Raw genomic sequence first — 20,627 nt, 5'->3', positions numbered from 1 at the left:
CGCCCCGCGGACGGCGTCCAGTTCCCCCGCCAGCTCCTGCTCCGGTGGGAAGTCGTCGTCCCGCTCCAGCAGCACGCCCGGCGGGTCGGTCCGGGCGCGCAGCTGCGACAGCAGCGCGAGCACCTGCGGCGGCACCGGGTGGGCGTGCGTGTCGTGCCAGACGCCGTCCCGCTCGATCCCGCCCGCCACGTGCACGTACGCCAGTGCCCCGGCCGGCAGCGCGTCCAGCACGGCCAGCGGGTCCTCGCCGCGGTTGACGTGGTTGGTGTGCAGGTTGGCCACGTCGATCAGCAGCCGCACACCCGTCCGCTCCACCAGCTCCGTCAGGAACTGGGCCTCCGTCAGCTCCTCGTCCGGCCAGCGCAGCAGCGCCGCGATGTTCTCCAGTGCCAGCGGCACCGGCAGCGCGTCCTGGGCGATCCGCACGTTCTCGCAGAGCACCTCGAGGGCGTCCCAGGTCTTGGGCACCGGCAGCAGGTGCCCGGCCTCCAGCGCCGGGGTGGAGGTCCGCACGAACGCGATGTGCTCCGTCACCAGCGGCGCGCCCAGCGCCACCGCCCGCTCGGCGAGCGCGGCCAGCTTCCCCGGGTCCGGCCGGTCCGCACCGCCCAGGCCCAACGAGACCCCGTGCGGGACGACGGTCACCCCGCGCTCGCGCAGCCGCAGCAGCGACGCGGGCAGATGCCCGGGACACACGTTCTCGGCCACCACCTCCACCCAGTCCAGTCCGGGCAGTCGCTCGACCACGTCGGCGATCTCCGGCCGCCAGCCGATCCCCACTCCCAGGCGCGCCATGGCCTCCATGTCCCCCTCGCCCCCTTCCGACGTTCTGTGCGGAGGTGATGACCCCGGCACGGACCGGCCAACCGCGAGCGGAGACGTTCAGAGCAACATTTGAGGTTCCGCCCCGCCGGGCGGGGCACTCTGGTGGAGTTGGGCCGGCGGGTTTCGCAGTCGGGGAGCCGGGGGGCGCGATGAGCGACGTGGTGACGTCGGGGGACGGCGAACGCGGCGACGACGGCCGCCGGAGCAGGACCAGGAAGGCCGCCGAGCTGGCCGCCGTGCTCTCCGCGGTGACCGCCCTGGCCGCCCTGGTGCTCGGCCTGTTCGGGTTCCTCGGCTCGGGCGGCGGCCCCGGCGACAGGCGGTCGGTCTCCGCGGGAGAGGGCCGCCCGGTCGCGCCGCCCGCCGAGAGTCCCTCGGCCGCCCCCACCGGTCCGCTGCCCGGCGGCCCGTCCGGCTCCGCCGCGCCGTCGTCCTCCGGCCCCTCGGGGTCCCCCGCGCCGTCGGTCCCGCCGGCGCCGGACCGCCCCGCGCAGCCGTCACCGCCGCCGGTGCCGTCCGGCTGGCACGTCGTGCGGGCGAAGGCCCTCACGCTCGCGCTGGCCGTGCCGGACGGCTGGAAGCTGGATGTGGACACGGCCCTCCAGGCCACCTGGGTGTCCCCCGACGGCCGGTACGTGATCGGGGTGAAGCGGGACAGCAGCAACGGCCGCACGGCGCAGTCGGCCGCCGTCGGACAGCTCGCCTGGTACCGCAGGACCGAGGAGTCGAAGATGGAGGCGCTGACCGCCACCACCCACGCCGACCGCCAGGGGGACCGGGACGCCGCGCGGCTGGAGCTGGACTACCACTGGCCCGGCCGGGACGTCCCCTGCCACCGGAGCGAGGTCTTCGTCGCGGGCGAGCACGGCCAGGTCTACCAACTGCTCGTCAACGACCAGCAGTACGACGCCCGGCCCTCGCAGCTGCCGCAGTTGCTCGCCACCGCCCGGGCCCAGCTCCGTACGGACGTCACCGGCTGAGCCCGGCCCGGCGCGGGCTCAGGCCCGCAGCGCCGGATGGTCCGCGACCACGGTGGCGCTGCCGGGCGCGATCTCGGTGAACCCGGCGTCCCGCACCAGCGGCAGCCGGCCCCCGGCCAGCTCCGGCCAGGCCTCCGCGGGAGCCGTCCGCACGGCCAGCCGGAAGCCCGCCGCGCGCCAGGCCTCGCGCTCCGCCGCGCCCAGTTCCCACCAGGCCAGCTGCGCCCCGTGCCCGACCTGGGCCATGGCCTTGCCCGCGGACATCTCCAGCGCCGGGTTCAGCCACAGCACCGGCACCCCGGGCGGGACCGGACCGGCCGGTTCCGGGTCGTCCAGGTCCGTGCCCGACACCTGGAGCTTGGCCAGCTCCTTGGGCCAGCCGTCCAGCGGCACCGGCGGGAACACCCGGACCTCGGCCGCCGCGCCGTGCACGGTGATGCCGGGCAGGGTGCCCGCCTTGCGCCACTCCGCTCCGCGCGCCCGCCGCACCACCTTGCGGATCCGGGCGTCCTGCCAGCTCCGCACCACCTCGGCCCATTCGCCCTCGCCCCGCGCCCGGTCGTCCGAGAGCAGCACGAGCACCGCGCGGGCCGCCGTCTCCAGGGCGTCGGTCCGGGCCGGCGGGCCGTCCTTCTCGATCCGGACCACCAGCGGCAGGACGAACTGCGGGGCCTCGTCCCGCGCCATCCGCCGCGCCGCGAACGGGTGGCCGTCCCGCTGCGCGCGGGGCTGCGCGCCGGGGCCTTCGTGGGTGTCGTTCACGCTGCTCATCCGGCACAGTCTGCCAGGAAGGGACGTTTCCGACTTCAGGAGGATGCCCCCGCTCCAGGGGCACGGGAGGATCGTCGGCATGAAGAGCGACCTGTTTGCCTCCGAGAACCTCGCCCAGCCCGCCGCCGCCCCGGGGATGTCCCTCCAGAACGCCAAGTCCGTCAAGTACGCCGTCAACGGCGAGATGCTGGCCCGCCAGGGCTCGATGATCGCCTTCCGCGGCAACCTGCAGTTCGAGCGCAAGGGCCAGGGCATAGGCGGCATGCTCAAGCGGGCCGTCACCGGTGAGGGCCTGGCGCTGATGGCGGTGCGCGGCCAGGGCGAGGCCTGGTTCGCCCACCAGGGCGGCAACTGCTTCATCGTGGACCTCGAACCGGGCGACGCCCTGACCGTCAACGGGCGCAACGTCCTGTGCTTCGACCCCACCCTCTCCTACGAGATCAAGATGGTGAAGGGCGCCGGCATGACGGGCGGAGGCCTCTTCAACAGCGTCTTCACCGGGACCGGCAAGCTCGCCGTGGTCTGCGACGGCAACCCGATCGTCATCCCCGTGACGGCGCAGTCCCCGGTGTACGTGGACACCGACGCGGTGGTCGGCTGGAGCGCCCACCTGGAGACGGGGCTGCACCGCTCGCAGTCGGTCGGCTCCATGATCCGCGGCGGCTCCGGCGAGGCCGTGCAGCTCCAGCTGCGCGGCGAGGGGTTCGTCATCGTCCGCCCGAGCGAGGTCGTCGAGACGCAGGCCGGCCACTGAGCGCCGGCCCGCGTCGGCCGGGCGGCCCTCAGGTCCCCATGAGCTCGGAGACCTTGACGAAGCGGTAGCCGCGCTTGCGCAGCTCCGGGACGATCGTCCGGATCGCCTCCTCGGTGACCGGGGCCGCGCTGCGGGTGCAGTGCATGACCACCACCGAGCCGGGCCTGACCCCGTTCAGCACCTGCTGGGCGACCGCCGACGGGTCGGTGGCGAAGGCGTCGCCGCTGACCACGTCCCACTGGACGGCCGTGACCTTGGCCGTGGACAGCGCCCGCAGGGCCTGGTCGTCGTAGCAGCCGCCGGGGAAGCGGAAGTAGGGGACGGTGTTGACGGCGCCGGCCTTGCGGAACGCCTCGAACGCCCGGTCCACGTCGGAGCGGGCGGCGGCGCCGTCGAGGGCGGGCAGGCCGTAGCAGGGGGAGGTGAAGGCGTGGTGGCTGTAGGAGTGGTTCGCGATCTCGAAGGTGGGGTCGGTGCCGATGGCCTTGGCCTGGTCGGGGTACTCCTCGGCCCAGCGGCCCGTCATGAAGATGGTCGAGGGCACCTTCAGCGCGCGCAGGGTGTCGACGAGCTGGGGGTTGTCGAAGCGCTCACCGGCGGCGGCCCGCGGGCCCTGGTCGGCGGTCATGTCGGCGTCGAACGTGAGCGCGACCGTCTTGTCGGTCCGCTGCTGGGCGCGTGCGAAGACGGGGGTCAGGCCGTTCGGGCCGGGGGCGAGGGTGGGTGCCCTGCCGGGGCCGGCGGCGGCCTGCGGGGAGGCGCCCTGGGCGCCCGCGGCGGGCGCCGACGCGCCGGGGGAGGGCGATCCGGCGGCGGGGGCTCCGGAGGCGGTGCCGGCGGTGGGCGTACGGTCGCCCGCCCGGCCCCCGGCGGGTCCACCGGTGCCGCCGGCGCATCCGGCGAGGGCGGCGCCGAGCACGGCAACGGCTGCCACTGTGCGCAGTGAAATGGTCACTCATGCAAAATATATGACTATCTGGAAATCAGACGCGCACGGCACTCGTCCACGTCGAAGTCGGCCGCCGGGTACCGCGGACCGATTGCCTCCAGATGTTCCGCCAGCAACGTGCTCACCGCCCAGTCGCGGTACCACTTGCGGTCCGCGGGCACGACGAACCACGGCGCCGCCTCGGTGGAGCAGCGGTGCAGCGCCCGCTCGTACGCCTCCTGATAGGCGGGCCACAGGGCGCGTTCGTCGAGGTCGCGCGGGTCGAACTTCCACCGTTTGGTCGGGTCGTCCAGTCGGCGCAGGAGCCGGGCCCGCTGCTCCTCCCAGCTGATGTGGAGGAACACCTTCACCACGGTCACCCCGTCGTCGACGAGAGCCTGCTCGAACCGGTTGATCCGGTCGTACCGCCGTGCGACCACCTTGCGCGGGACCAGCCCGCGGACCCGGGCGATCAGCACGTCCTCGTAGTGCGAGCGGTCGAACAACCCGATCTCGCCCGGCAGCGGCAGCGCCCGGGCGACCCGCCAGAGGAAGGGGTGCGCGAGCTCCTCGGGGGTCGGTGCCTTGAAGGCCTTCACCCGGCAGCCGGAGGGGTCGAACATCCCGCTGACGTGCTTGACCGTGCCGCCCTTGCCGGACGTGTCCATGCCCTGCAGGACCAGCAGCAGCCGCCGGCGGTCGCCCGCGGTGGCCTGGGCGTACAGCCGCTCCTGCAGGGAGGCCAACCGGTCGGCCAGCGCCGCGGTCGCGGCGGTTCCCGCCGCCTTGTCGCGCGGCCCGGCGGGCAGCCCGCCCGGGTCGCGCCAGGCGAGCGAGGGCCGCTCACCGGGAGCGACCCGGAGCAGGCTGCTCAGCGACGGCCCGGACGGCTCCTGCGTGTGCGCCACGGCGACCCGCTCCCTCCGGTCGGTCCCCCGGACTGCTCCCCTCCGATCATCCGGCCGATCGTCCGGGGCCGCGACGCGGGAGGACAGGGACGGGCGGGGTGGCGGGGGAGGAGAGGGAGAGGGAGAGGAGGGAAGGGGAGAAGGGGAGAAGGAGAGGGCGAGCGGCGGTCAGTGCCAGGGGCCCGTCACCGCGAAGGTCGTGCCGGGGTCGTAGGCGTTGACGTACAGCGTGCGGCCGTCCGGGGCGAAGGTCACCCCCGCGAACTCGCTCCACTGCGGCGCCTGCGCCGTGCCGGTGTTGTCGGCGTTGCGGGCCAGCGGGTACACCGCGCCGCGCCGGGTCACACCGAAGACGTACTGCGCCCCGCCGCCGTCCTCGCACACCATCAGCCCGCCGTCGGGCGACAGGCAGATGTTGTCGGGGGACTCCCCGGGCAGCGCCACGTCGGTGGCCGGGCCGAAGACCACCTCCAGGCGGATCCGGCCGGTGCGCGGGTCGTGGAACCACACCTGGCCGAAGTGGTCGGCCGCCGCGCCCTCGCGGCCGCGGGCGTAGCTGGAGACGAAGTGGACGCCGTCGCCGCCCCAGTAGCAGCCCTCCAGCTTCTGCGCGTGGGTGATCCCGCGCGGCCCGAAGTCCTGGAGCCGGACCGGGGTCCGGGCCGCCGACGGGTCGGGCACCGGCACCCACTCGACAGGGAACTCCGCGCCCGGCTCCTGCACCACCGAGAGGTCCGCGACCCCCGGCACCCGCATGGCCTCCAGCGTGCCCCCCGCCCGCAGCGAGCCGACCCCGCCCAGCGGCCGGTGCGGCAGGAAGCGGTAGAACAGCCCGAACGGCGCCACGAAGGCGTCCTCGGTCTCGTAGACGGTCCCCCGGTACGGATCCACGGCCACGGCCTCGTGCGGGAACCGGCCGAGCGCGGTCAGCGGAACCGCGCCGGTGCGGCGCGGATCGGCCGGGTCGACCTCGAAGACGTACCCGTGGTCCTCGGCGTAACCGGCCGTGCCCGCGCGGTCCTCGGTCTCCTCGCAGGACAGCCAGGTGTGCCACGGGGTGCGCCCGCCCGCGCAGTTGACGGCCGTACCGGCGAGGCCCACCCGCTCGCCGGTGACCTCCCCGGCCGCGTCGAGCGTGAGGACGGTGGCCCCGCCGCGCGCGTACGGGTCGTAGACGAGCCCGGGCACCTTCGGCACGGGCAGCGGGGCGTCGGCGCGGTTCTCGTGGTTGCGCACCAGGCGGACCCGGCCGCCCCCGGCCCGGAACGCGGCCATGCCGTCGCAGTGGCCCGGCACCCGGCCCTCACCGGAGCGCAGGCGTCCACCCGCCCGGGACAGCACCCGGTAGGAGAAGCCGTGCGGCAGGTCCAGCAGCCCGTGCGGATCGGGCACCAGCGGGCCGTACCCGCCGGCGGCGCCCCGCGGCGCGGGCACGGCGTCCGCACCGCCGGCGAACAGGGCGCCCAGCGCCCCGCTGAACACCAGGGCGGCACCGCTGAGCACCGTGCGACGGTCCACGGACATGGCAACCCCCAGGAGGGACAGGAGAGGTGGTGCCAGCCGTGGTACCACGCGCGCCGGGGCCCGCGGCCCCGACGCGCGGAGCACCGCGGCAGGGCGCTCCGCGCGGCGGACGCCGCGTGTCCGGTCGCGCTCAGGCGAGCTCGGCGCTCAGGGTGATCGTCGTACCGGTCAGGGCCTGGCTGACCGGGCAGTTCTTCTTGGCCTCCTCGGCGGCGGCGGTGAACCCCTCCGCGTCCAGGCCGGGGACCTCGCCGCGCACGGTCAGGTGGATGCCCGTGATGCCCTCGCCCGGCTGGAAGGTGACGTCGGCCTTGGTCTCCAGGCGGGTGGGCGGGGTGCCCGCGCCGTCAAGGGCGTGCGACAGCGCCATCGAGAAGCAGCTGGAGTGGGCCGCGGCGATCAGCTCCTCCGGGCTGGTCTTCCCGTTCGGCTGCTCGGCCCGGGCCGGCCAGGAGACGTCGTACGAGCCGAGGCCCGACGAGTCGAGGCTGACGACACCCTTGCCCTGCAGCAGGTTGCCTTCCCAGACGGTGTGCGCGTGGCGGACGGTGGCCATGGTGGATCCCTTCGCAGAAGAAGCGGAAACGGCCGGCGCCGGCCTGCGGCCGACCCGGCGTCCCCCAACCTACTGCGCCACCAGCCCCTTTGCGTCGCGGGCGAGGGCGGTGAGCCGCGAGATGGCCCGGAAGTACTTCTTGCGGTAACCGCCGTTCAGCATCTCTTCGCTGAACAGCCGGTCGAAGGCGACACCCGAGGCGAGCACGGGTATCTCCCGGTCGTAGAGGCGGTCGGCGAGGACCACCAGCCGCAGCGCCGTCGACTGGTCGGGCACCGGCGTGACGTCGGTGAGGCAGACCGCGGATATGTCGTCGGTCAGCGCGCCGTAGCGGCTCGGGTGCACCCGGGCCAGGTGCTCCAGCAGGCCGGGGAAGTCGTCGAAGGTCGCGCCGGGGGTGGCGTACGCGGCCTTGGCCACCTGCTCGTCGGTGTACGGCGCCGGGGCCTCGGGCAGCCCGCGGTGCCGGTAGTCCTCGCCGTCGATGCGCAGGGTGCGGAAGTGGGCGGACAGGCCCTGGATCTCCCGCAGGAAGTCGACGGCGGCGAACCGGCCCTCCCCGAGCTTGCCGGGCAGCGTGTTGGAGGTGGCGGCGAGCGCCACGCCCTGCTCGACGAGCTTGCTGAGCAGGCTGGAGACGAGCACGGTGTCGCCCGGGTCGTCGAGCTCGAACTCGTCGATGCACAGCAGCCGGTGGCCGCCGAGGGTCCGCACGGTCTGCTGGAACCCGAGCGCGCCGACCAGGTTGGTCAGCTCGACGAAGGTGCCGAAGGCCTTGAGCGCGGGCTCGGCCGGGGTGGCGTGCCACAGGGAGGCCAGCAGGTGGGTCTTGCCGACGCCGTACCCGCCGTCGAGGTAGACCCCGCGGGGGCCGGCCTGGGGTTTGGGGGCCCGCGAGAACCAGCGGCGCCTGCCCGCGCCGGAGGCGTGGGCCCCGCCGAGCCCGGCGGCGAAGGCGCTGAGCGTGCCGACGGCCTCGGCCTGGCTGGGCTGGTTCGGGTCCGGGACGTACGTCTCGAAGCGCACCCCGTCGAAGCGCGGCGGCGGCACCATCTCGGCGACCAGCCGCTCGGCGGGCACATGGGGCTCGCGGGCGCACAGGGACTGCGGGCCCGCGTCGGCTATCCGCCCGGTGGTGGAACCGGACGGGGAGAGTGAGGTCGGCACAGCATTCCACTCTACGGCGCGTGGCACACTGCACCGATGCGACGCCTGTTCCCTGTGACCGATCAGACACCGCCCGCCACGCCGCACCGCGAGCCCGACCGCCCGCACGGCCGCGACCCGGAGCCCGGAGCCGGTCACGACCCGGAGCGGGACGGCGACCGCGAGTGGTCGCTGGACGAGCTGGCCGAGGCTTACGCCTACCCCGAGCTCGCCGAGGGTGCCCACTGGCTGCGCGGGAACATGGTCTCCACGCTCGACGGGGCCGCCCAGCACGACGGCCGCTCCCAGCCCATCTCCAGCGAGACCGACATGCGGGTCTTCGGCACCCTGCGGGCGCTGGCGGACGTGGTCGTGGTCGGGGCGGAAACGGTTCGCCAGGAGGGCTACCGCCCGGCCCGCGCCCGCGAGGCCTTCGCCGCCCGCCGCGCGGCCGCCGGGCAGGGGCCCGCCCCGGCGATCGCGGTGGTCTCGGCCGGGCTGGACCTGGACTTCGGACTGCCGCTGTTCAGCGCCCCGCTGGTGCCCACCCTGCTGGTCACCGGCGCCGCCGCCCCCGCCGACCGGCTCGCCGCGGCGACCGCGGCCGGGGTCGAGGTGGTGTTCGCCGGGGAGGGCGCGGCCGTGGACCCCGAGCGGGCGGTCCGGGCGCTGGCCGAGCGGGGGCTGCGCCGTCAGCTGACCGAGGGCGGGCCGCGGCTGCTGGGCCAGTTCGTGGCCGCCGGGGTCCTGGACGAGCTGTGCCTGACGCTGTCCCCGATGCTCACGTCGGGTGACGCCCAGCGCATCGCGGGCGGGCCCGGTCTGGCCGTGCCGGCGCGGTTCCGGCTGGCGTCCCTGCTGGAGGAGGCCGGGTTCCTGTACACGAGCTACCGTCGGATCTGACAAGGAGCGGAATTTCTCGTTCCGCTTTGCCTCCGCTGGGCACATATATCTGCGCAAGCCCCGTCCTTCCGCGGGGCAGGATGGTTTCCGCAGGGGCCAGCCAGGGCCCATGAAGGAGAGGGCGTCCGTGTTCACGAGCGTATTGATGATCGAGAAGCCTCTGACATCCGTAGACGTGGACTTCGTCACCACCCTGCACGGAGACGACCCGGTCTCCTTCTTCGTCCTCATGCAGCCCCGGGGCGACCAGGACCGGCTGCTGCGCGCCATCGACGACGTCGCGCTCGGCGAGCTGCCGGAGGCGATCCGCGAGGGCGACGAACCCGAGGGCGCCGACGCCCGCGGCCCCGCCGAGCAGGCGCTCGAGCACTCCCTGCAGGCCCTGCGCAAGAGGGGCTGCGAGGCGGTCGGGCAGATCATCGAGGACCATCCGCTCGACAAGCTGAAGTCCGTCGTGGAGGAGTCCGGCGCCGACGAGGTGATCGTCCTGACCGCCCCCCACTTCGTGGAGGAGTTCTTCCACCGGGACTGGGCCTCCCGCGCCCGCCACAAGGTCGGCGTTCCGGTGCTGAAGCTCTTCGCCCACAACGAATAGGCTGGGCCCGCACACCTTTCGCCTCGATCCTGGAGCAACCCGTATGACGCCCGGCCTGCCGACCGCCATGGACCGCCCGCACTTCATCGGCATCGGCGGGGCCGGGATGTCCGGGATCGCCAAGATCCTCGCCCAGCGCGGGGCCCGGGTCGCCGGCAGCGACGCCCGCGACTCCGAGACCGCCCAGGCGCTGCGCGCCCACGGCGCCACCGTCCACGTCGGGCACGCCGCGGAGCACCTCGCCGACGACGCCACCTGCGTCGTCGTCTCCAGCGCCATCCGCGCCGACAACCCGGAGCTGGCCCGCGCCGCCGAGCTCGGAGTGCCGGTCGTGCACCGCTCCGACGCGCTCGCCGGGCTGATGGGGGGCCTGCGGCCCATCGCCGTGGCCGGCACCCACGGCAAGACCACCACCACCTCGATGCTGGCGGTCTCCCTCTCGGCGCTGGGCCTGGACCCCTCGTACGCCATCGGCGGCGACCTGGACGCCCCGGGCTCCAACGCCCACCACGGCACCGGCGACATCTTCGTGGCGGAGGCGGACGAGAGCGACCGCAGCTTCCACAAGTACGACCCGCAGGTCGCGATCGTCCTCAACGCCGAGCTGGACCACCACGCGAACTACGCCTCGATGGACGAGATCTACGAGTCCTTCGAGACCTTCGTCGGCAAGATCGTCCCCGGTGGCACCCTGGTCGTCGCCGCCGACCAGGAAGGCGCCGCCGAGATCGCCGCCCGGGTCGCCGGCAAGGAAGACCTGAACGTCGTCACCTACGGCGAGTCCGAGAAGTCCGACGTCCGCATTCTCGCCGTCACCCCGCGCGGTCTGACCAGCGAGGTCCGGGTCGAGCTCGCCGGCCGCGAGATCGTCTTCACCGTCTCCGTCCCGGGCCGCCACTACGCGCACAACGCCGTCGCCGCCCTGGCCGCCGGCGTCGCCCTGGGCGTCCCCGCCGACGACCTGGCCGCCGCGCTCGGCAAGTACACCGGCGTCAAGCGCCGCCTGCAGCTCAAGGGCGAGGCCGCCGGCGTCCAGGTCATCGACTCCTACGCGCACCACCCCACCGAGATGACCGCCGACCTGGAGGCCATCCGCGGCGCCGCCGACGGGTCCCGGATCCTGGTCCTCTTCCAGCCCCACCTGTTCTCCCGCACCCAGGAGCTCGGTACGGAGATGGGCCAGGCCCTGGCCCTCGCCGACGCCTCGGTGGTCCTGGACATCTACCCGGCCCGCGAGGACCCGGTCCCCGGCGTCACCAGCGAGATCATCATCGCCGCCGCCCGCGCGGCCGGCGCCGACGTCACCGCCGAGCACGACAAGGCGGCCGCGGCCGGGGTGATCGCGGGAATGGCCAAGCCCGGTGATCTCGTTCTCACCATGGGCGCCGGGGACGTCACGGACATCGGTCCGCAGATCCTCGCGCACCTGACGCACTGAACCGAGGAGCGGGAGAGAACGCCATGGCGTACGAAGTCGAGAAGCCCGACGAGCAGTGGCAGGCCGAGCTGACCCCCTCCGAGTACCAGGTCCTGCGCCTGGCGGGCACGGAGCCGGCCTTCCGCGGTGAGTACACCGACACCAAGACGGTCGGCACCTACGCGTGCCGGGCGTGCGGCGCGGAGCTGTTCCGCTCCGAGACCAAGTTCGACTCCCACTGCGGCTGGCCGTCCTTCTACGACCCGAAGGACTCCGACGCGGTCGAACTCCTCGCCGACACCTCGCACGGCATGGTCCGCACGGAGGTCCGCTGCGCCCGCTGCGGCTCCCACCTGGGCCACGTCTTCGAGGGCGAGGGCTACGGCACCCCCACCGACCAGCGCTACTGCATCAACAGCATCTCCCTGCGGCTGACGCCCGACGGGGAGTGACACCACACCGGCCGGGCGCCGGCCCGGCTCCGCGGGGAGCCGGGCCGGCGCTTTCGTGCTCCCCGGCGGTCGGGCCGGGGTGTCGAACGATTTCGCGATCGCCATATCCGGTTCCCGCCATGGCTGGATATGATCAGCGCCTTCGCAAGGACGTTCCCCCGCCTGCCGCCCGTTGCCTGCCGCTCCCGAGGACCGATGTCTGCCGATGTCTGCCACTGAACCCGAAGGCGCGCCGGCGCCCCCCGTGAGCCGGCGGCGGCGGACCGTCCGCCTGCGGACGCTGCTGATCTGGCTGGCCGTCGTCCCGACCGCCGCCATGGCGGCCCTGACCGTCGTCACCGCCGAGAGCCGGCTCGCGCAGGCCGAGCACCTGCGCTCCGACGTGGCGGCCGGCCGGCGCGTCGGCGAGCCGATGTTCCGGCTGCTCGGCACGCTCCAGGCCGAGCGCCGGGTGACCGCCGCCCGCTGGGCGGGCACGCAGGTCCCCGCCAGCGAGCAGCGCGACGGACGCGCCGCCACCGACCGCGCGGCGGCGGACTTCCGCAAGGCGGCGTCCGGCGCCCCCGCCCACGACGAGGTCGTGCAACGGCTGCTCACCGAGGTGTCGGGGGCCCTCGACGGCCTGCCCGCGCACCGCGACCGCGCCGACGCGCGCGCCGGCGGTTCCGACCGGGCGATCGGCTACTACACCGACATCGTCGACCGGATCATCCGCCTCTACCAGGACGGCTTCAGCCACGCCGAGGACGCGCGCCTCACCCAGGAGAGCCGCATCGTCGTCGCCACGCTCTCGGCCGCCGAGATGATCTCCCGCGAGGACGCCTACCTCGCCCTGGCCGGCCCGAACCGGGAGCTGAGCGCCGCGGGCTTCACCGGCTTCCTCGACGCGGTCGGCGCGCACCGGAACCTGTACGAGGCCTCCGTGGTGCCGTACCTGCCCGCCGAGCAGCGCGCGTTCTACGGGCGGATCACCAGCTCCCACGCCTGGCTGACCAAGCTGAGCATCGAGAGCGCGGTCGTCTCCGAGCACAAGGACGTCGAGACCGGGGTGCGGCTGCCCGCCCAGGTGGCCGGCTGGCCCGCCGCCTACCGGGAGTTCGCCCCGCAGCTCGCCGAGCTCACCGCCGACCGCGGCCTGGCCCAGCTCGCCCACGCCGACGAGCGGGCGGCCGAACTGGAGAACGAGGTCTACCGGCTGATCGGCGGCAGCGCCGCGATCCTGCTGGTGGTCGTGGTGGTCGTCGTGCTCACCACCCGCTCGGTGCTGCGCCGCCTCGACAACCTGCACCGGCGCACGGTGACCGTCGCCGAACAGACCCTGCCGGACGTCGTGGACCGGCTCCACCGCGGCCAGCCCGTCGACACCACCGCCCTGCCCACCGTCCGCGGCGAGGGGGACGAGGTCGGGCGGATCAGCGACGCCTTCGCGCGGGCCGTGGCGGTCTCCGTCGACGGCCACCGCCAGCTCGCCGCCGAGCGGCACGGCTTCGGCCTGTTCGCCTCCGGCATCGCCTCGCGCACCGGGAACCTGGTCAGCCGTCAGCTGAGCCTGACCGAGGAGCTCCAGGACACCTTCGGCCACGACGAGGCGCTGCTGGCCCAGCTGATGCGGGCCGACCAGCTGACCGTGGGCATGCGGCGGCAGATCGAGAACCTGCTGATCCTCTCGGGCGGCGAGATCCCCGACCCGCACACCGAGCCCATGCGCGTCGCCGACCTGCTGCGCGAGGCGGCCGCGGAGGTCGAGGACTTCCGGCGCATCGAGCGCCAGGCCCTGGACGAGGCCACCGTCGAACCCCAGGTGATCAGCCAGATCAGCCACCTGCTGGCCGAACTGCTGGACAACGCCACCCGGTTCTCCCCGCCGCGCTCGAAGGTGGTAATCCGCGCCGAACTGGTCGCGGACGGCCTGTCGGTGGAGATCGAGGACCGCGGACCGCGGGTCTCCGCGGCCAGCTACGAGGAGATGAACCGGCGCCTGCACACGGCCCCGCCGTACGCCGTCCTCGCCGAGGAGGCCCACCGGCTCGGCCTGTTCGTGGTCGGCCACCTCGCCGACCAGCTCGGCGCCACCGTCACCCTGCGCCGCTCGGTGTTCGGCGGCACCTCGGCCGTGGTGATCCTGCCCGGCTCGCTGCTGGCGTCGCGGCGGACCAAGGACGCCGGGCTCCGCGAGCAGGCTCCGGTGCCCGTGCCGCGCCCCGCGCCGGTCCCGGCCCCCGCGCCGGAGCCGGAGCCGGGGCCGGTGGCCGGCCCGGCGCCCGTCCGCGCCCCCGCCGCCGTACGCGCCCCGGCCCCGGTACGGCCCGCGGCCCCGGTCCTGCTGCACACGGCCGCCGGACTGCCGACCCGGCGCAAGGACGCGGCCGACGCGAAGGACGCCAGGGGCGCGAAGGACGCCGACACGAGCGCGGCGAAGGACGCGAGGGACGCGAAGGGCGCGAAGGACGCCGAGGACGGGCGGCGCCCGCAGCTGCCCCAGCGCGTCCCGCAGAGCCACATGACGGAACAGCTCCGCGCGCCGCGGACGCCGGAACCGGCGGTCCGCCCGGACACCGACACCCCCGAAGAGGTGGCCGACGCCTGGGCGGACTACGAACAGGGGACCCAGACCGTGGAAATCGAACTGCGACAGGAACGGCCATGACGACGACAGCCCACGACATGATCTACAGCGTCCTGGACAACAACCTGAGCCGCATCGCCGGCATCGAGGGCGCGGTCCTGCTGTCCAACGACGGGATCAGACTCAGCGACTACCGCCTCGACCGCGACCAGGCGGAGCGCATCGCCGCGGCCTCCTCCGGCGTCGCGGCCACGATGAAGGCGATATCCCGCGAGATCGACGGCGGCCGGGTCATCCGCCAACTCGTCGAGATGGACGACCGCTACCTGTGCATCGTCGGGTGCGGCGAGGGCAGCACCCTCATCGTGGTGACCTCCCGCAAGGCCCGCCTCGGCGAGCTCGGCGGCGAGGCCGTCCGCACGGCCCAGGCGCTCGGCGAGTGGCTGGGCACCCCGGAGCGCGTCCAGGGGCCCGCCTCGTAATGCCGGAGGAAGAGCTCCCGGAGCTTCCGGAGGAAGAGCTCCTGGAGGAAGAGCTCCCGGACGAGGAGCGGCCGGACGAGGAGCAGCCGGAAGGGGACGGGGCCCCGCAGGACCCGCGGCCGGCGGGCCGGGCCCGGTCCCCCCGCCGGACGCGGCTGTACGCTCTCACCGACGGCCGCACCGCCGCGCCGTGCACCGTCCTCACCATGGACACCACGATCACCGCGGCGGTCGACCCCGAGGCCGACAGCAGCCTGCCCACCGAGTGGCGGGCCGTCCTCGCGCTGTGCCCGGCGCCCGACGGACGGGCGGTCGCGGAACTCGCGGCGCGGATGCACATCCGGCTCACCCCGATGACGCTGCTCCTCGGTGAACTCGCCGACCGCGGGCTCATCCACCACCGGGCGCCCCTGGTGGGCGCCGAGACCAGCAATGTCCACCTGCTCAGGAGAATCAGGGACAACCTTGCCCGGATATGACACCTCTGCGCCCCAGGCGGCCCCCGTCAAGATCCTCGTCGCCGGGGGCTTCGGGGTCGGCAAGACCACCCTGGTCGAGACGATCTCCGAGATCGAGCCGCTGCGCACGGAGGAGCGGCTGACGGCCGCCGGAGTGGGCGTGGACGACCTCGACGGCATCGAGTCCAAGGCGGTCACCACCGTCGCCATGGACTTCGGCCGGCTCACCCTCACCGACGCGGGCGTGGTCCTGTACCTGTTCGGCACGCCGGGCCAGGAGCGCTTCTGGTTCATGTGGGACGACCTGCTGAGCGGGGCCCTCGGCGCGATCGTCCTGGTCGACACCCGCCGCCTGGACCGCAGTTTCCCGGCCGTCGACTTCTTCGAGAGCCGCGGCCTGCCCTTCGTGATCGGCGCGAACTGCTTCCACGGCGTGCAGCCCTACACCGCCGAGGAGATCGCGGCCGCCCTGCACCTGCGCGACCCGGACACCCCGGTCCTCATGCTGGACGCCCGCGACCGCTCCGACGTGCGCGACGCCCTGCTGGCCCTCCTGGACGTGCTGATCACCGCCGCCCCGCAGACCGAGGGGGCCGTCACCGGGTGAATCCCCGTACACCCGGGTGGATGTCGGTGGCGTGGGGTACTTTCTGATCGCCAGTCGGACGGGTGGCCGGACCGCCCGTGCGCGCGATGCGGAGGGGGAGTCATGGCCTATCTCGTCGAGATACCCGTGTCCGTCACCGACGGAGCCGGGAACCCTGCCGGCACGGACACGGTGAAGGTCGAGGTCCAGCAGGTCGCGGAGGGGATCGTCGCGGTCGCCCGCCCGGGCCAGGTGGTGGCGCGGGCCACCCGGTCGCTGGGCGAGATGCTGGCCGGGGTCCGGCCCATCGCGCAGAACTTCGTCGAGAACTTCCGCGGCATGGCCCACGCGCCCGACGAGATCAGCGTCGAGTTCGGGCTCTCGCTGTCGGCGGAGGCCGACGTGGTCGTCAGCAGCACGGCCGCGCAGGCGCACTTCACCGTCTCCCTCACCTGGAACCGGCCCTCGGCGGCGGAGCCCGCGCCCGGACCGGCCCCGGAAGGCACCGGGGGATCGGCCGCGGCCGCACCGGCGGCCGGTGGCGCGGACCCCGGGGCGTGAGCGGCTCAGCGGAGCCGCCCGGCGGGGGCGCCGGACCCAAGTCGCTCGACGCGGCACTGCTGCGCGTGCGCGACGGCCGGGGCACCGCCGTGGGCGTCGGCTTCCTGGTCTCTCCCGGTATCGCGCTGACCTGCGCCCATGTGGTGTCCGCCGCGCTCGGCACGCCGTACGACGTCCCGCCCCCCGCCGGCGCCCGGATCCCGCTCGACGCGCCGCTGCTGCCGGGGGCCGGGTCGCAGTCGCAGGTGTACGCGAGCGTCGAGAGCTGGGTGCCGCCCGGCGGCGCGGGCGGCGCCACGGCCGGTGACGTGGCGGTGCTGCGGCTGACCGCGCCGGTGCCCGGGGCGCGCCCGCTGCGGATGGTGCAGGAGCAGGAGGTGTGGGGGCACCCGGTCCGCGCCTTCGGGTTCCCGGCCGGACGCCCGGACGGCGTGTGGCACGAGGCCGCCTTGCTGCACCGGCAGGGCGCCGGATGGATCCAGGCGAACATGACCGGGAAGGGCTACGCCGTCTCGCGCGGCTTCAGCGGCAGCCCGGTCTGGGACGACACGCTCGCGGGCGTGGTCGGCATGCTCGTCCAGGCCGAGGCCGGCGAGCCCGCCGTGAGCTACCTGATCCCGACCGAGGGCCTGCTGCAGGCCTGGCCGGGCCTCGCCGAACTGACGCTGGCCCCCTCGCCGTTCCGCAGCCTCACCGCCTTCCAGGAGGCCGACGCGGCGGTCTTCCACGGCCGCGCGGCCGAGAGCGCGTCCCTGGCGGACGCGCTCGGCGCCCAGCGCTGGCTCACCGTCGTCGGGCCGTCGGGCTCCGGCAAGTCCTCCCTGGCCCTGGCCGGGATCGTGCCGCGCAGACGGGCCGCCGGCGACGCGGTGGCCGTGCTGCGCCCCTCCTTGAACAAGAACCCGCTGACCGCCCTCGCCGCCGCGCTGCTGCCGCTGCTGGAGCCCGGACTGTCCGAGAGCGACCGGCTGCTGCGGCTTCCCGGCACGGCCGCGCACCTGGCCGCCGGAGGCCTCGCGGACGTCGCGGCCGGCCTGCCGGAGGTGCGGTCGGGGCGCGCCCGGCTGCTGATCGTCGTCGACCAGTTCGAGGAACTCCTCGCGCTCGACGCGACGGCCGCGGACCAGTTGACCGCCGTCCTGTACGACGAGGACCTGCCGCCGACCGTCCGCGTCCTGACCACGCTGCGGGCGGACTTCCTGGAGGCCGCGCTCGACCGTCCGCGGCTCGGCCGCACCCTCGGTGGCGGCCTGCACTACCTGACCCCGCTGGGCCGCGACCGACTGCGCGAGGTCGTGACCGCTCCGGTCGAACCGGTCCCCGGTGTCGCCTACGAGCACGGCCTGGTCGAACGCATCCTCGACGACGCCGGCAGCGGCCCGGGCGCGCTGCCCCTCCTCGGCTTCACCCTCGACCGGCTCTGGCAGCAGCAGAACGGCGGCCTGCTCACGCACCGGGCGTACGACGCCCTCGGCGGCGTGTCCGGGGCGCTGTCTGCCTACGCCGACCAGGCCTGGGACGCGTACGTGCCGGACCGGGACGACAAGGCCGCCCGGAGGCTGCTCACCCGGCTCGTCCGGATACCGATCGGCTCGGCCGCCGCGACCCGCCGTACCGTCTCCCGCGCCGAGCTCGGCGCCGACGAGTGGGCCTTCGCCCAGGCCCTCGCCGGCACCCGGCTGCTGGTCACCGACACCGACGCCGAGGGCACCGAGACGGTCGAGCTGGCCCACGAGGCCCTGATCACCGCCTGGGACCGGCTGGCGGACCTCACGCACGCCAACGTCGCCTTCCTGGCGTGGCGGGAGACGCTGCGGCACGAGGTGCGCCGCTGGCAGGACGGCGGCCGGGCCGCCGCGCTGCTGCCGTCCGCCCCCACCCTGGCGGCCGCCCGCCCGTGGCTGGAGGAGCACGGCGGCGAACTGACCGAGGCCGAACGCGCCTACCTGGCGCGCGGCCGGACCCACCTGCGCCTGCGCCGGGGACTGCGCTCCGCGGCCGCGGCCGTCGCGGTCCTCGCCCTGGTCCTCGGCGGTCTCTACGCGTACGCGAGCGACCAGGCCCGCCAGCGCCAGGCGTACGCCGACTCGCGGGCCCTGGCGCAGGCCGCCCAGGACCAGGCTGCCGCCGACCCGGCCCGCGCCGCCATGCTGGCTATGGCGGCGTTCCGCACCGCACCGACGGAGGAGGCCCGCAACCAGCTGCTGCGCGCGTACCTGGCCCACAGCCACGCCGACCGCCTGCTGTCCGCCCTGCCCGGCCCGATCGGGCAGTTCGACAGCAGCCGCGACGGTCAGGTGGTCCTTGCGCGGTCCACCTCGGGCCGGGCGGTGCTCTTCACGCACGCCGCCTCGGGCACGGTGCGCAGCGAGCTGCTGGCGGCCAAGCAGGTCGTCACGGCCGTCGTGGCGCCCGACGGCACACGGGCGGCGTTCGTCTCCGAGGACGGGGGCGGGGGATGGTTCGAGGTGCGTCCCGACGCCGACCGGATCGCCGGGCCGGTCCACCCGCTGCCCCGGATCTCGGAGGGACTGGTCTTCGGCGACCCCGGGCGCGGGGTGGCGCTGTCGGGGGACGGGCGGCGGCTGGTGCGCACGACCAAGTCCGGGTTGGTCTGGTGGGACCTGGACAAGGACGCCATGGGCGGCTCGGTAGCACTGCCGGCCGAGACGGACGGCAGCGTCTGGTTCGCACCGGACCACCGGACGCTCCTGGCCGGGCTCTGGCGCGGCGCCGGTGTCGAGGACGGCTTCCGGCTCATGGCGTTCGACCCGTCCGCAGGCCCGCCGCGCGAGGTCGTGGGCCAGGCCTCGGCGTTCCTGCCGAGCGGGGACGGCTCCGTCGCCGTGGTCTGCCGGAAGGAGGGCGACGACGCCGTCTACTTCCGGGTGCGGGTCGCGGACGCCGGCGCCGAGGGGGAAGCGTTCCGCACCCGGGGCGTGTGCGCGGCGCGGGCGGTCGACGCGAGCGGGCGACGGGCCGTCCTCGGGGACACCAGGGAACTGCAACTGCTGGACCTGGAGCGGCGGGAGGTGGTGGCCCGGACCGACGCCCCCCGCCAGAGCTCTTCGAACTCCGCCCGGCTCGTCGCGGCGGGGGAGGGGCTGCGCGTCGTGACGATGGCGCGCGACAGCTCGTGGATCGCCTACACGGCGATCTGGCCCGCCCCGGCGACGCTGAGCGTCGGCCTGCAGCAACTCACCAAGGACGGCGACCGCACGATCAGCAGGCTGGCGGACGGCTCCGCCCTGCAGCTGCGGCCCGTCCTCCCCGACGACGACCGTCTGCTGGCCGAGGTGCGGCGGCCGCAGCCGTACTGGAAGCCCGAGCACAGCCAGCGGATGCCGCTGAGCCGGGACGGGAAGCTGCTGGCCGACCGCGACGCGACGAACTCCGTCACCGTGTACGAGGTGGACACGCTCCGCCCGGTGACCCGCGTCACCACCGCGGCCGTCTCCGGTGAAGACAGATTCCTGTGCTGGTTCCACGGGGACGGCACGCTGGTGACCAGCGCCGACACGGTGGTGCAGCAGTGGGACCCGCGCTCGGGCCAGGAGCTCGCCCGCTTCGACGCCGCGGCGGAAGGCGCGACCGCCTTCCCGTACCCGGCCGACCACCAGGTCGCCGTGCTGGTCCCGGGCGACCCCGAGGTGAAGGTGGTGGACCTGACCACCGGCCGGACGGTGGAGAAGGTGCCGGTCCCCGAGGACACCTACGGCGTCCAGTTCGAATCCTCCGGCCGCTCCTTCGCCGTGATGCGCAGCGGTGGGATCATCGAGGTGTGGAACAGGCAGCCGCTGCGCAAGGAGCTGGGTCCGCTGCCCAGCATCGGGGACAGTGCCAGGGCGCAGTACGTCGCCTCCTTCCTCGGTGACGGCGGCCGCTTCGTCGTCGCCGCCGCCAGCACCGTCCGGACGTACCGCGTCGGCGCCCGGAACTACGTCGATGCCTACGACTTCGGGCGGGCGGAGGACAGGTTCGGGGGCAGCGCCCGGTACCAGTTCATGGACATGTCGGCCGACGGCAGGACGGTGGTCCACATCGCCCCCAGCGGCTCCGGCGGCCCCCTCCGCCTCGATCCGGCCCTGTGGCGGCGGGAACTGTGCCGGATCATCGGCGGCCGCGAGTTCACCGACGAGGAACGACGGAGCCTGCCGGTCCGGATACCGGACCGGCAGGTCTGCGCCTGACGGGGTCAGCAGGTCATGCGGTGGC

General features: G+C 74.5%; 19 protein-coding genes. 12 read left to right on the top strand and 7 right to left on the bottom strand.

Annotation, left to right across the window (positions count from 1 at the left end; all coding sequences use genetic code 11):
• The coding region (locus tag LG632_RS09445; RefSeq protein WP_445271387.1) for an MbnB/TglH/ChrH family RiPP precursor modification enzyme at positions 1 to 795 on the bottom strand (795 nt) is incomplete at its 3' end.
• A gap of 179 nt (positions 796 to 974) precedes the next feature.
• Between LG632_RS09445 and LG632_RS09440 the strand changes: the two genes are divergently transcribed.
• Positions 975 to 1,805, top strand: a complete 831-nt coding sequence (locus tag LG632_RS09440) for a hypothetical protein (RefSeq protein ID WP_226726447.1) — start codon at positions 975 to 977, stop codon at positions 1,803 to 1,805.
• A gap of 18 nt (positions 1,806 to 1,823) precedes the next feature.
• On the opposite strand, the gene LG632_RS09435 is transcribed toward LG632_RS09440, so the two are convergent.
• Positions 1,824 to 2,576, bottom strand: coding sequence for a peptidyl-tRNA hydrolase (locus LG632_RS09435; protein WP_226726446.1), 753 nt, complete (start codon positions 2,574 to 2,576; stop codon positions 1,824 to 1,826).
• Positions 2,577 to 2,655: 79 nt separating this feature from the next.
• Between LG632_RS09435 and LG632_RS09430 the strand changes: the two genes are divergently transcribed.
• A complete protein-coding gene (locus tag LG632_RS09430) occupies positions 2,656 to 3,330 on the top strand; it encodes an AIM24 family protein (protein ID WP_226726445.1) in 675 nt (224 codons plus the stop codon).
• A gap of 28 nt (positions 3,331 to 3,358) precedes the next feature.
• Here the strand turns inward: LG632_RS09430 and LG632_RS09425 are convergent, their stop codons facing one another.
• The 5 genes from LG632_RS09425 to zapE all read right to left on the bottom strand — a co-directional run bounded on the left by LG632_RS09425 (position 3,359) and on the right by zapE (position 8,413).
• A complete protein-coding gene (locus LG632_RS09425; RefSeq protein WP_226726444.1) occupies positions 3,359 to 4,264 on the bottom strand; it encodes a polysaccharide deacetylase family protein in 906 nt (301 codons plus the stop codon).
• 38 nt (positions 4,265 to 4,302) lie between these two features.
• Positions 4,303 to 5,166: a PPK2 family polyphosphate kinase gene (locus tag LG632_RS09420; protein ID WP_226726443.1), complete on the bottom strand. Its 864-nt coding sequence runs from the start codon at positions 5,164 to 5,166 to the stop codon at positions 4,303 to 4,305.
• A gap of 168 nt (positions 5,167 to 5,334) precedes the next feature.
• Positions 5,335 to 6,690 (bottom strand): alkaline phosphatase PhoX, encoded by a 1,356-nt coding sequence (locus LG632_RS09415; protein ID WP_226726442.1) that lies wholly within the window; start codon positions 6,688 to 6,690, stop codon positions 5,335 to 5,337.
• A 130-nt stretch (positions 6,691 to 6,820) separates the two neighbouring features.
• Complete coding sequence (locus LG632_RS09410) at positions 6,821 to 7,246, bottom strand: OsmC family protein (RefSeq protein WP_226726441.1); 426 nt, start codon at positions 7,244 to 7,246, stop codon at positions 6,821 to 6,823.
• Positions 7,247 to 7,315: 69 nt separating this feature from the next.
• Positions 7,316 to 8,413, bottom strand: a complete 1,098-nt coding sequence (gene zapE, locus LG632_RS09405; RefSeq protein ID WP_226726440.1) for a cell division protein ZapE — start codon at positions 8,411 to 8,413, stop codon at positions 7,316 to 7,318.
• 36 nt (positions 8,414 to 8,449) lie between these two features.
• On the opposite strand from zapE, the gene LG632_RS09400 reads away from it, so the two are divergent.
• From LG632_RS09400 to LG632_RS09355, 10 genes are all read left to right on the top strand, one after another.
• Complete coding sequence (locus LG632_RS09400; protein WP_226726439.1) at positions 8,450 to 9,295, top strand: pyrimidine reductase family protein; 846 nt, start codon at positions 8,450 to 8,452, stop codon at positions 9,293 to 9,295.
• A 127-nt stretch (positions 9,296 to 9,422) separates the two neighbouring features.
• Positions 9,423 to 9,890, top strand: coding sequence for an indole-3-glycerol phosphate synthase (locus LG632_RS09395; protein WP_226726438.1), 468 nt, complete (start codon positions 9,423 to 9,425; stop codon positions 9,888 to 9,890).
• A 43-nt stretch (positions 9,891 to 9,933) separates the two neighbouring features.
• Positions 9,934 to 11,328 (top strand): UDP-N-acetylmuramate--L-alanine ligase, encoded by a 1,395-nt coding sequence (murC, locus tag LG632_RS09390; protein ID WP_226726437.1) that lies wholly within the window; start codon positions 9,934 to 9,936, stop codon positions 11,326 to 11,328.
• Positions 11,329 to 11,351: 23 nt separating this feature from the next.
• Complete coding sequence (gene msrB, locus LG632_RS09385) at positions 11,352 to 11,759, top strand: peptide-methionine (R)-S-oxide reductase MsrB (RefSeq protein ID WP_226726436.1); 408 nt, start codon at positions 11,352 to 11,354, stop codon at positions 11,757 to 11,759.
• 205 nt (positions 11,760 to 11,964) lie between these two features.
• Entirely contained in the window at positions 11,965 to 14,406 is a 2,442-nt protein-coding gene (locus LG632_RS09380) for a sensor histidine kinase (protein ID WP_226726435.1), read from the top strand.
• Positions 14,403 to 14,807 (top strand): roadblock/LC7 domain-containing protein, encoded by a 405-nt coding sequence (locus tag LG632_RS09375; protein WP_226726434.1) that lies wholly within the window; start codon positions 14,403 to 14,405, stop codon positions 14,805 to 14,807. Before LG632_RS09380 ends, LG632_RS09375 begins: the two co-directional genes overlap by 4 nt.
• Positions 14,807 to 15,286 carry a DUF742 domain-containing protein gene (locus tag LG632_RS09370; RefSeq protein ID WP_226726433.1) on the top strand — a complete coding sequence of 160 codons (480 nt, stop codon included), beginning with the start codon at positions 14,807 to 14,809 and terminating at the stop codon, positions 15,284 to 15,286. The genes LG632_RS09375 and LG632_RS09370 overlap by 1 nt, the downstream gene beginning before the upstream one ends.
• Entirely contained in the window at positions 15,273 to 15,872 is a 600-nt protein-coding gene (locus tag LG632_RS09365; RefSeq protein ID WP_226726432.1) for a GTP-binding protein, read from the top strand. The genes LG632_RS09370 and LG632_RS09365 overlap by 14 nt, the downstream gene beginning before the upstream one ends.
• Positions 15,873 to 15,974: 102 nt before the next feature.
• Positions 15,975 to 16,412: a CU044_2847 family protein gene (locus tag LG632_RS09360; RefSeq protein WP_226726431.1), complete on the top strand. Its 438-nt coding sequence runs from the start codon at positions 15,975 to 15,977 to the stop codon at positions 16,410 to 16,412.
• Positions 16,409 to 20,602, top strand: coding sequence for an nSTAND1 domain-containing NTPase (locus LG632_RS09355; RefSeq protein WP_226726430.1), 4,194 nt, complete (start codon positions 16,409 to 16,411; stop codon positions 20,600 to 20,602). The genes LG632_RS09360 and LG632_RS09355 overlap by 4 nt, the downstream gene beginning before the upstream one ends.
• Positions 20,603 to 20,627 lie beyond the last annotated feature (25 nt).

It is taken from the genome of Streptomyces antimicrobicus, assembly GCF_020532625.1.
GTDB classification, from domain to species: Bacteria; Actinomycetota; Actinomycetes; order Streptomycetales; family Streptomycetaceae; genus Streptomyces; species Streptomyces antimicrobicus.
The sequence above is the reverse complement of the archived record's forward strand: the minus strand, read 5'-3'. Positions and strand labels throughout refer to the sequence as shown.

Excerpts from the sequence above, each read along its gene's own strand:
- LG632_RS09400 (WP_226726439.1), top strand. The coding sequence starts at position 8,450 with ATGCGACGCCTGTTCCCTGTGACCGATCAGACACCGCCCGCCACGCCG.
- LG632_RS09370 (WP_226726433.1), top strand. The coding sequence starts at position 14,807 with ATGCCGGAGGAAGAGCTCCCGGAGCTTCCGGAGGAAGAGCTCCTGGAG.
- LG632_RS09440 (WP_226726447.1), top strand. The coding sequence starts at position 975 with ATGAGCGACGTGGTGACGTCGGGGGACGGCGAACGCGGCGACGACGGC.
- LG632_RS09430 (WP_226726445.1), top strand. The coding sequence starts at position 2,656 with ATGAAGAGCGACCTGTTTGCCTCCGAGAACCTCGCCCAGCCCGCCGCC.
- murC (WP_226726437.1), top strand. The coding sequence starts at position 9,934 with ATGACGCCCGGCCTGCCGACCGCCATGGACCGCCCGCACTTCATCGGC.
- LG632_RS09435 (WP_226726446.1), bottom strand. The coding sequence starts at position 2,576 with ATGAGCAGCGTGAACGACACCCACGAAGGCCCCGGCGCGCAGCCCCGC.
- LG632_RS09410 (WP_226726441.1), bottom strand. The coding sequence starts at position 7,246 with ATGGCCACCGTCCGCCACGCGCACACCGTCTGGGAAGGCAACCTGCTG.
- msrB (WP_226726436.1), top strand. The coding sequence starts at position 11,352 with ATGGCGTACGAAGTCGAGAAGCCCGACGAGCAGTGGCAGGCCGAGCTG.
- LG632_RS09415 (WP_226726442.1), bottom strand. The coding sequence starts at position 6,690 with ATGTCCGTGGACCGTCGCACGGTGCTCAGCGGTGCCGCCCTGGTGTTC.
- LG632_RS09375 (WP_226726434.1), top strand. The coding sequence starts at position 14,403 with ATGACGACGACAGCCCACGACATGATCTACAGCGTCCTGGACAACAAC.
- LG632_RS09380 (WP_226726435.1), top strand. The coding sequence starts at position 11,965 with ATGTCTGCCACTGAACCCGAAGGCGCGCCGGCGCCCCCCGTGAGCCGG.
- LG632_RS09360 (WP_226726431.1), top strand. The coding sequence starts at position 15,975 with ATGGCCTATCTCGTCGAGATACCCGTGTCCGTCACCGACGGAGCCGGG.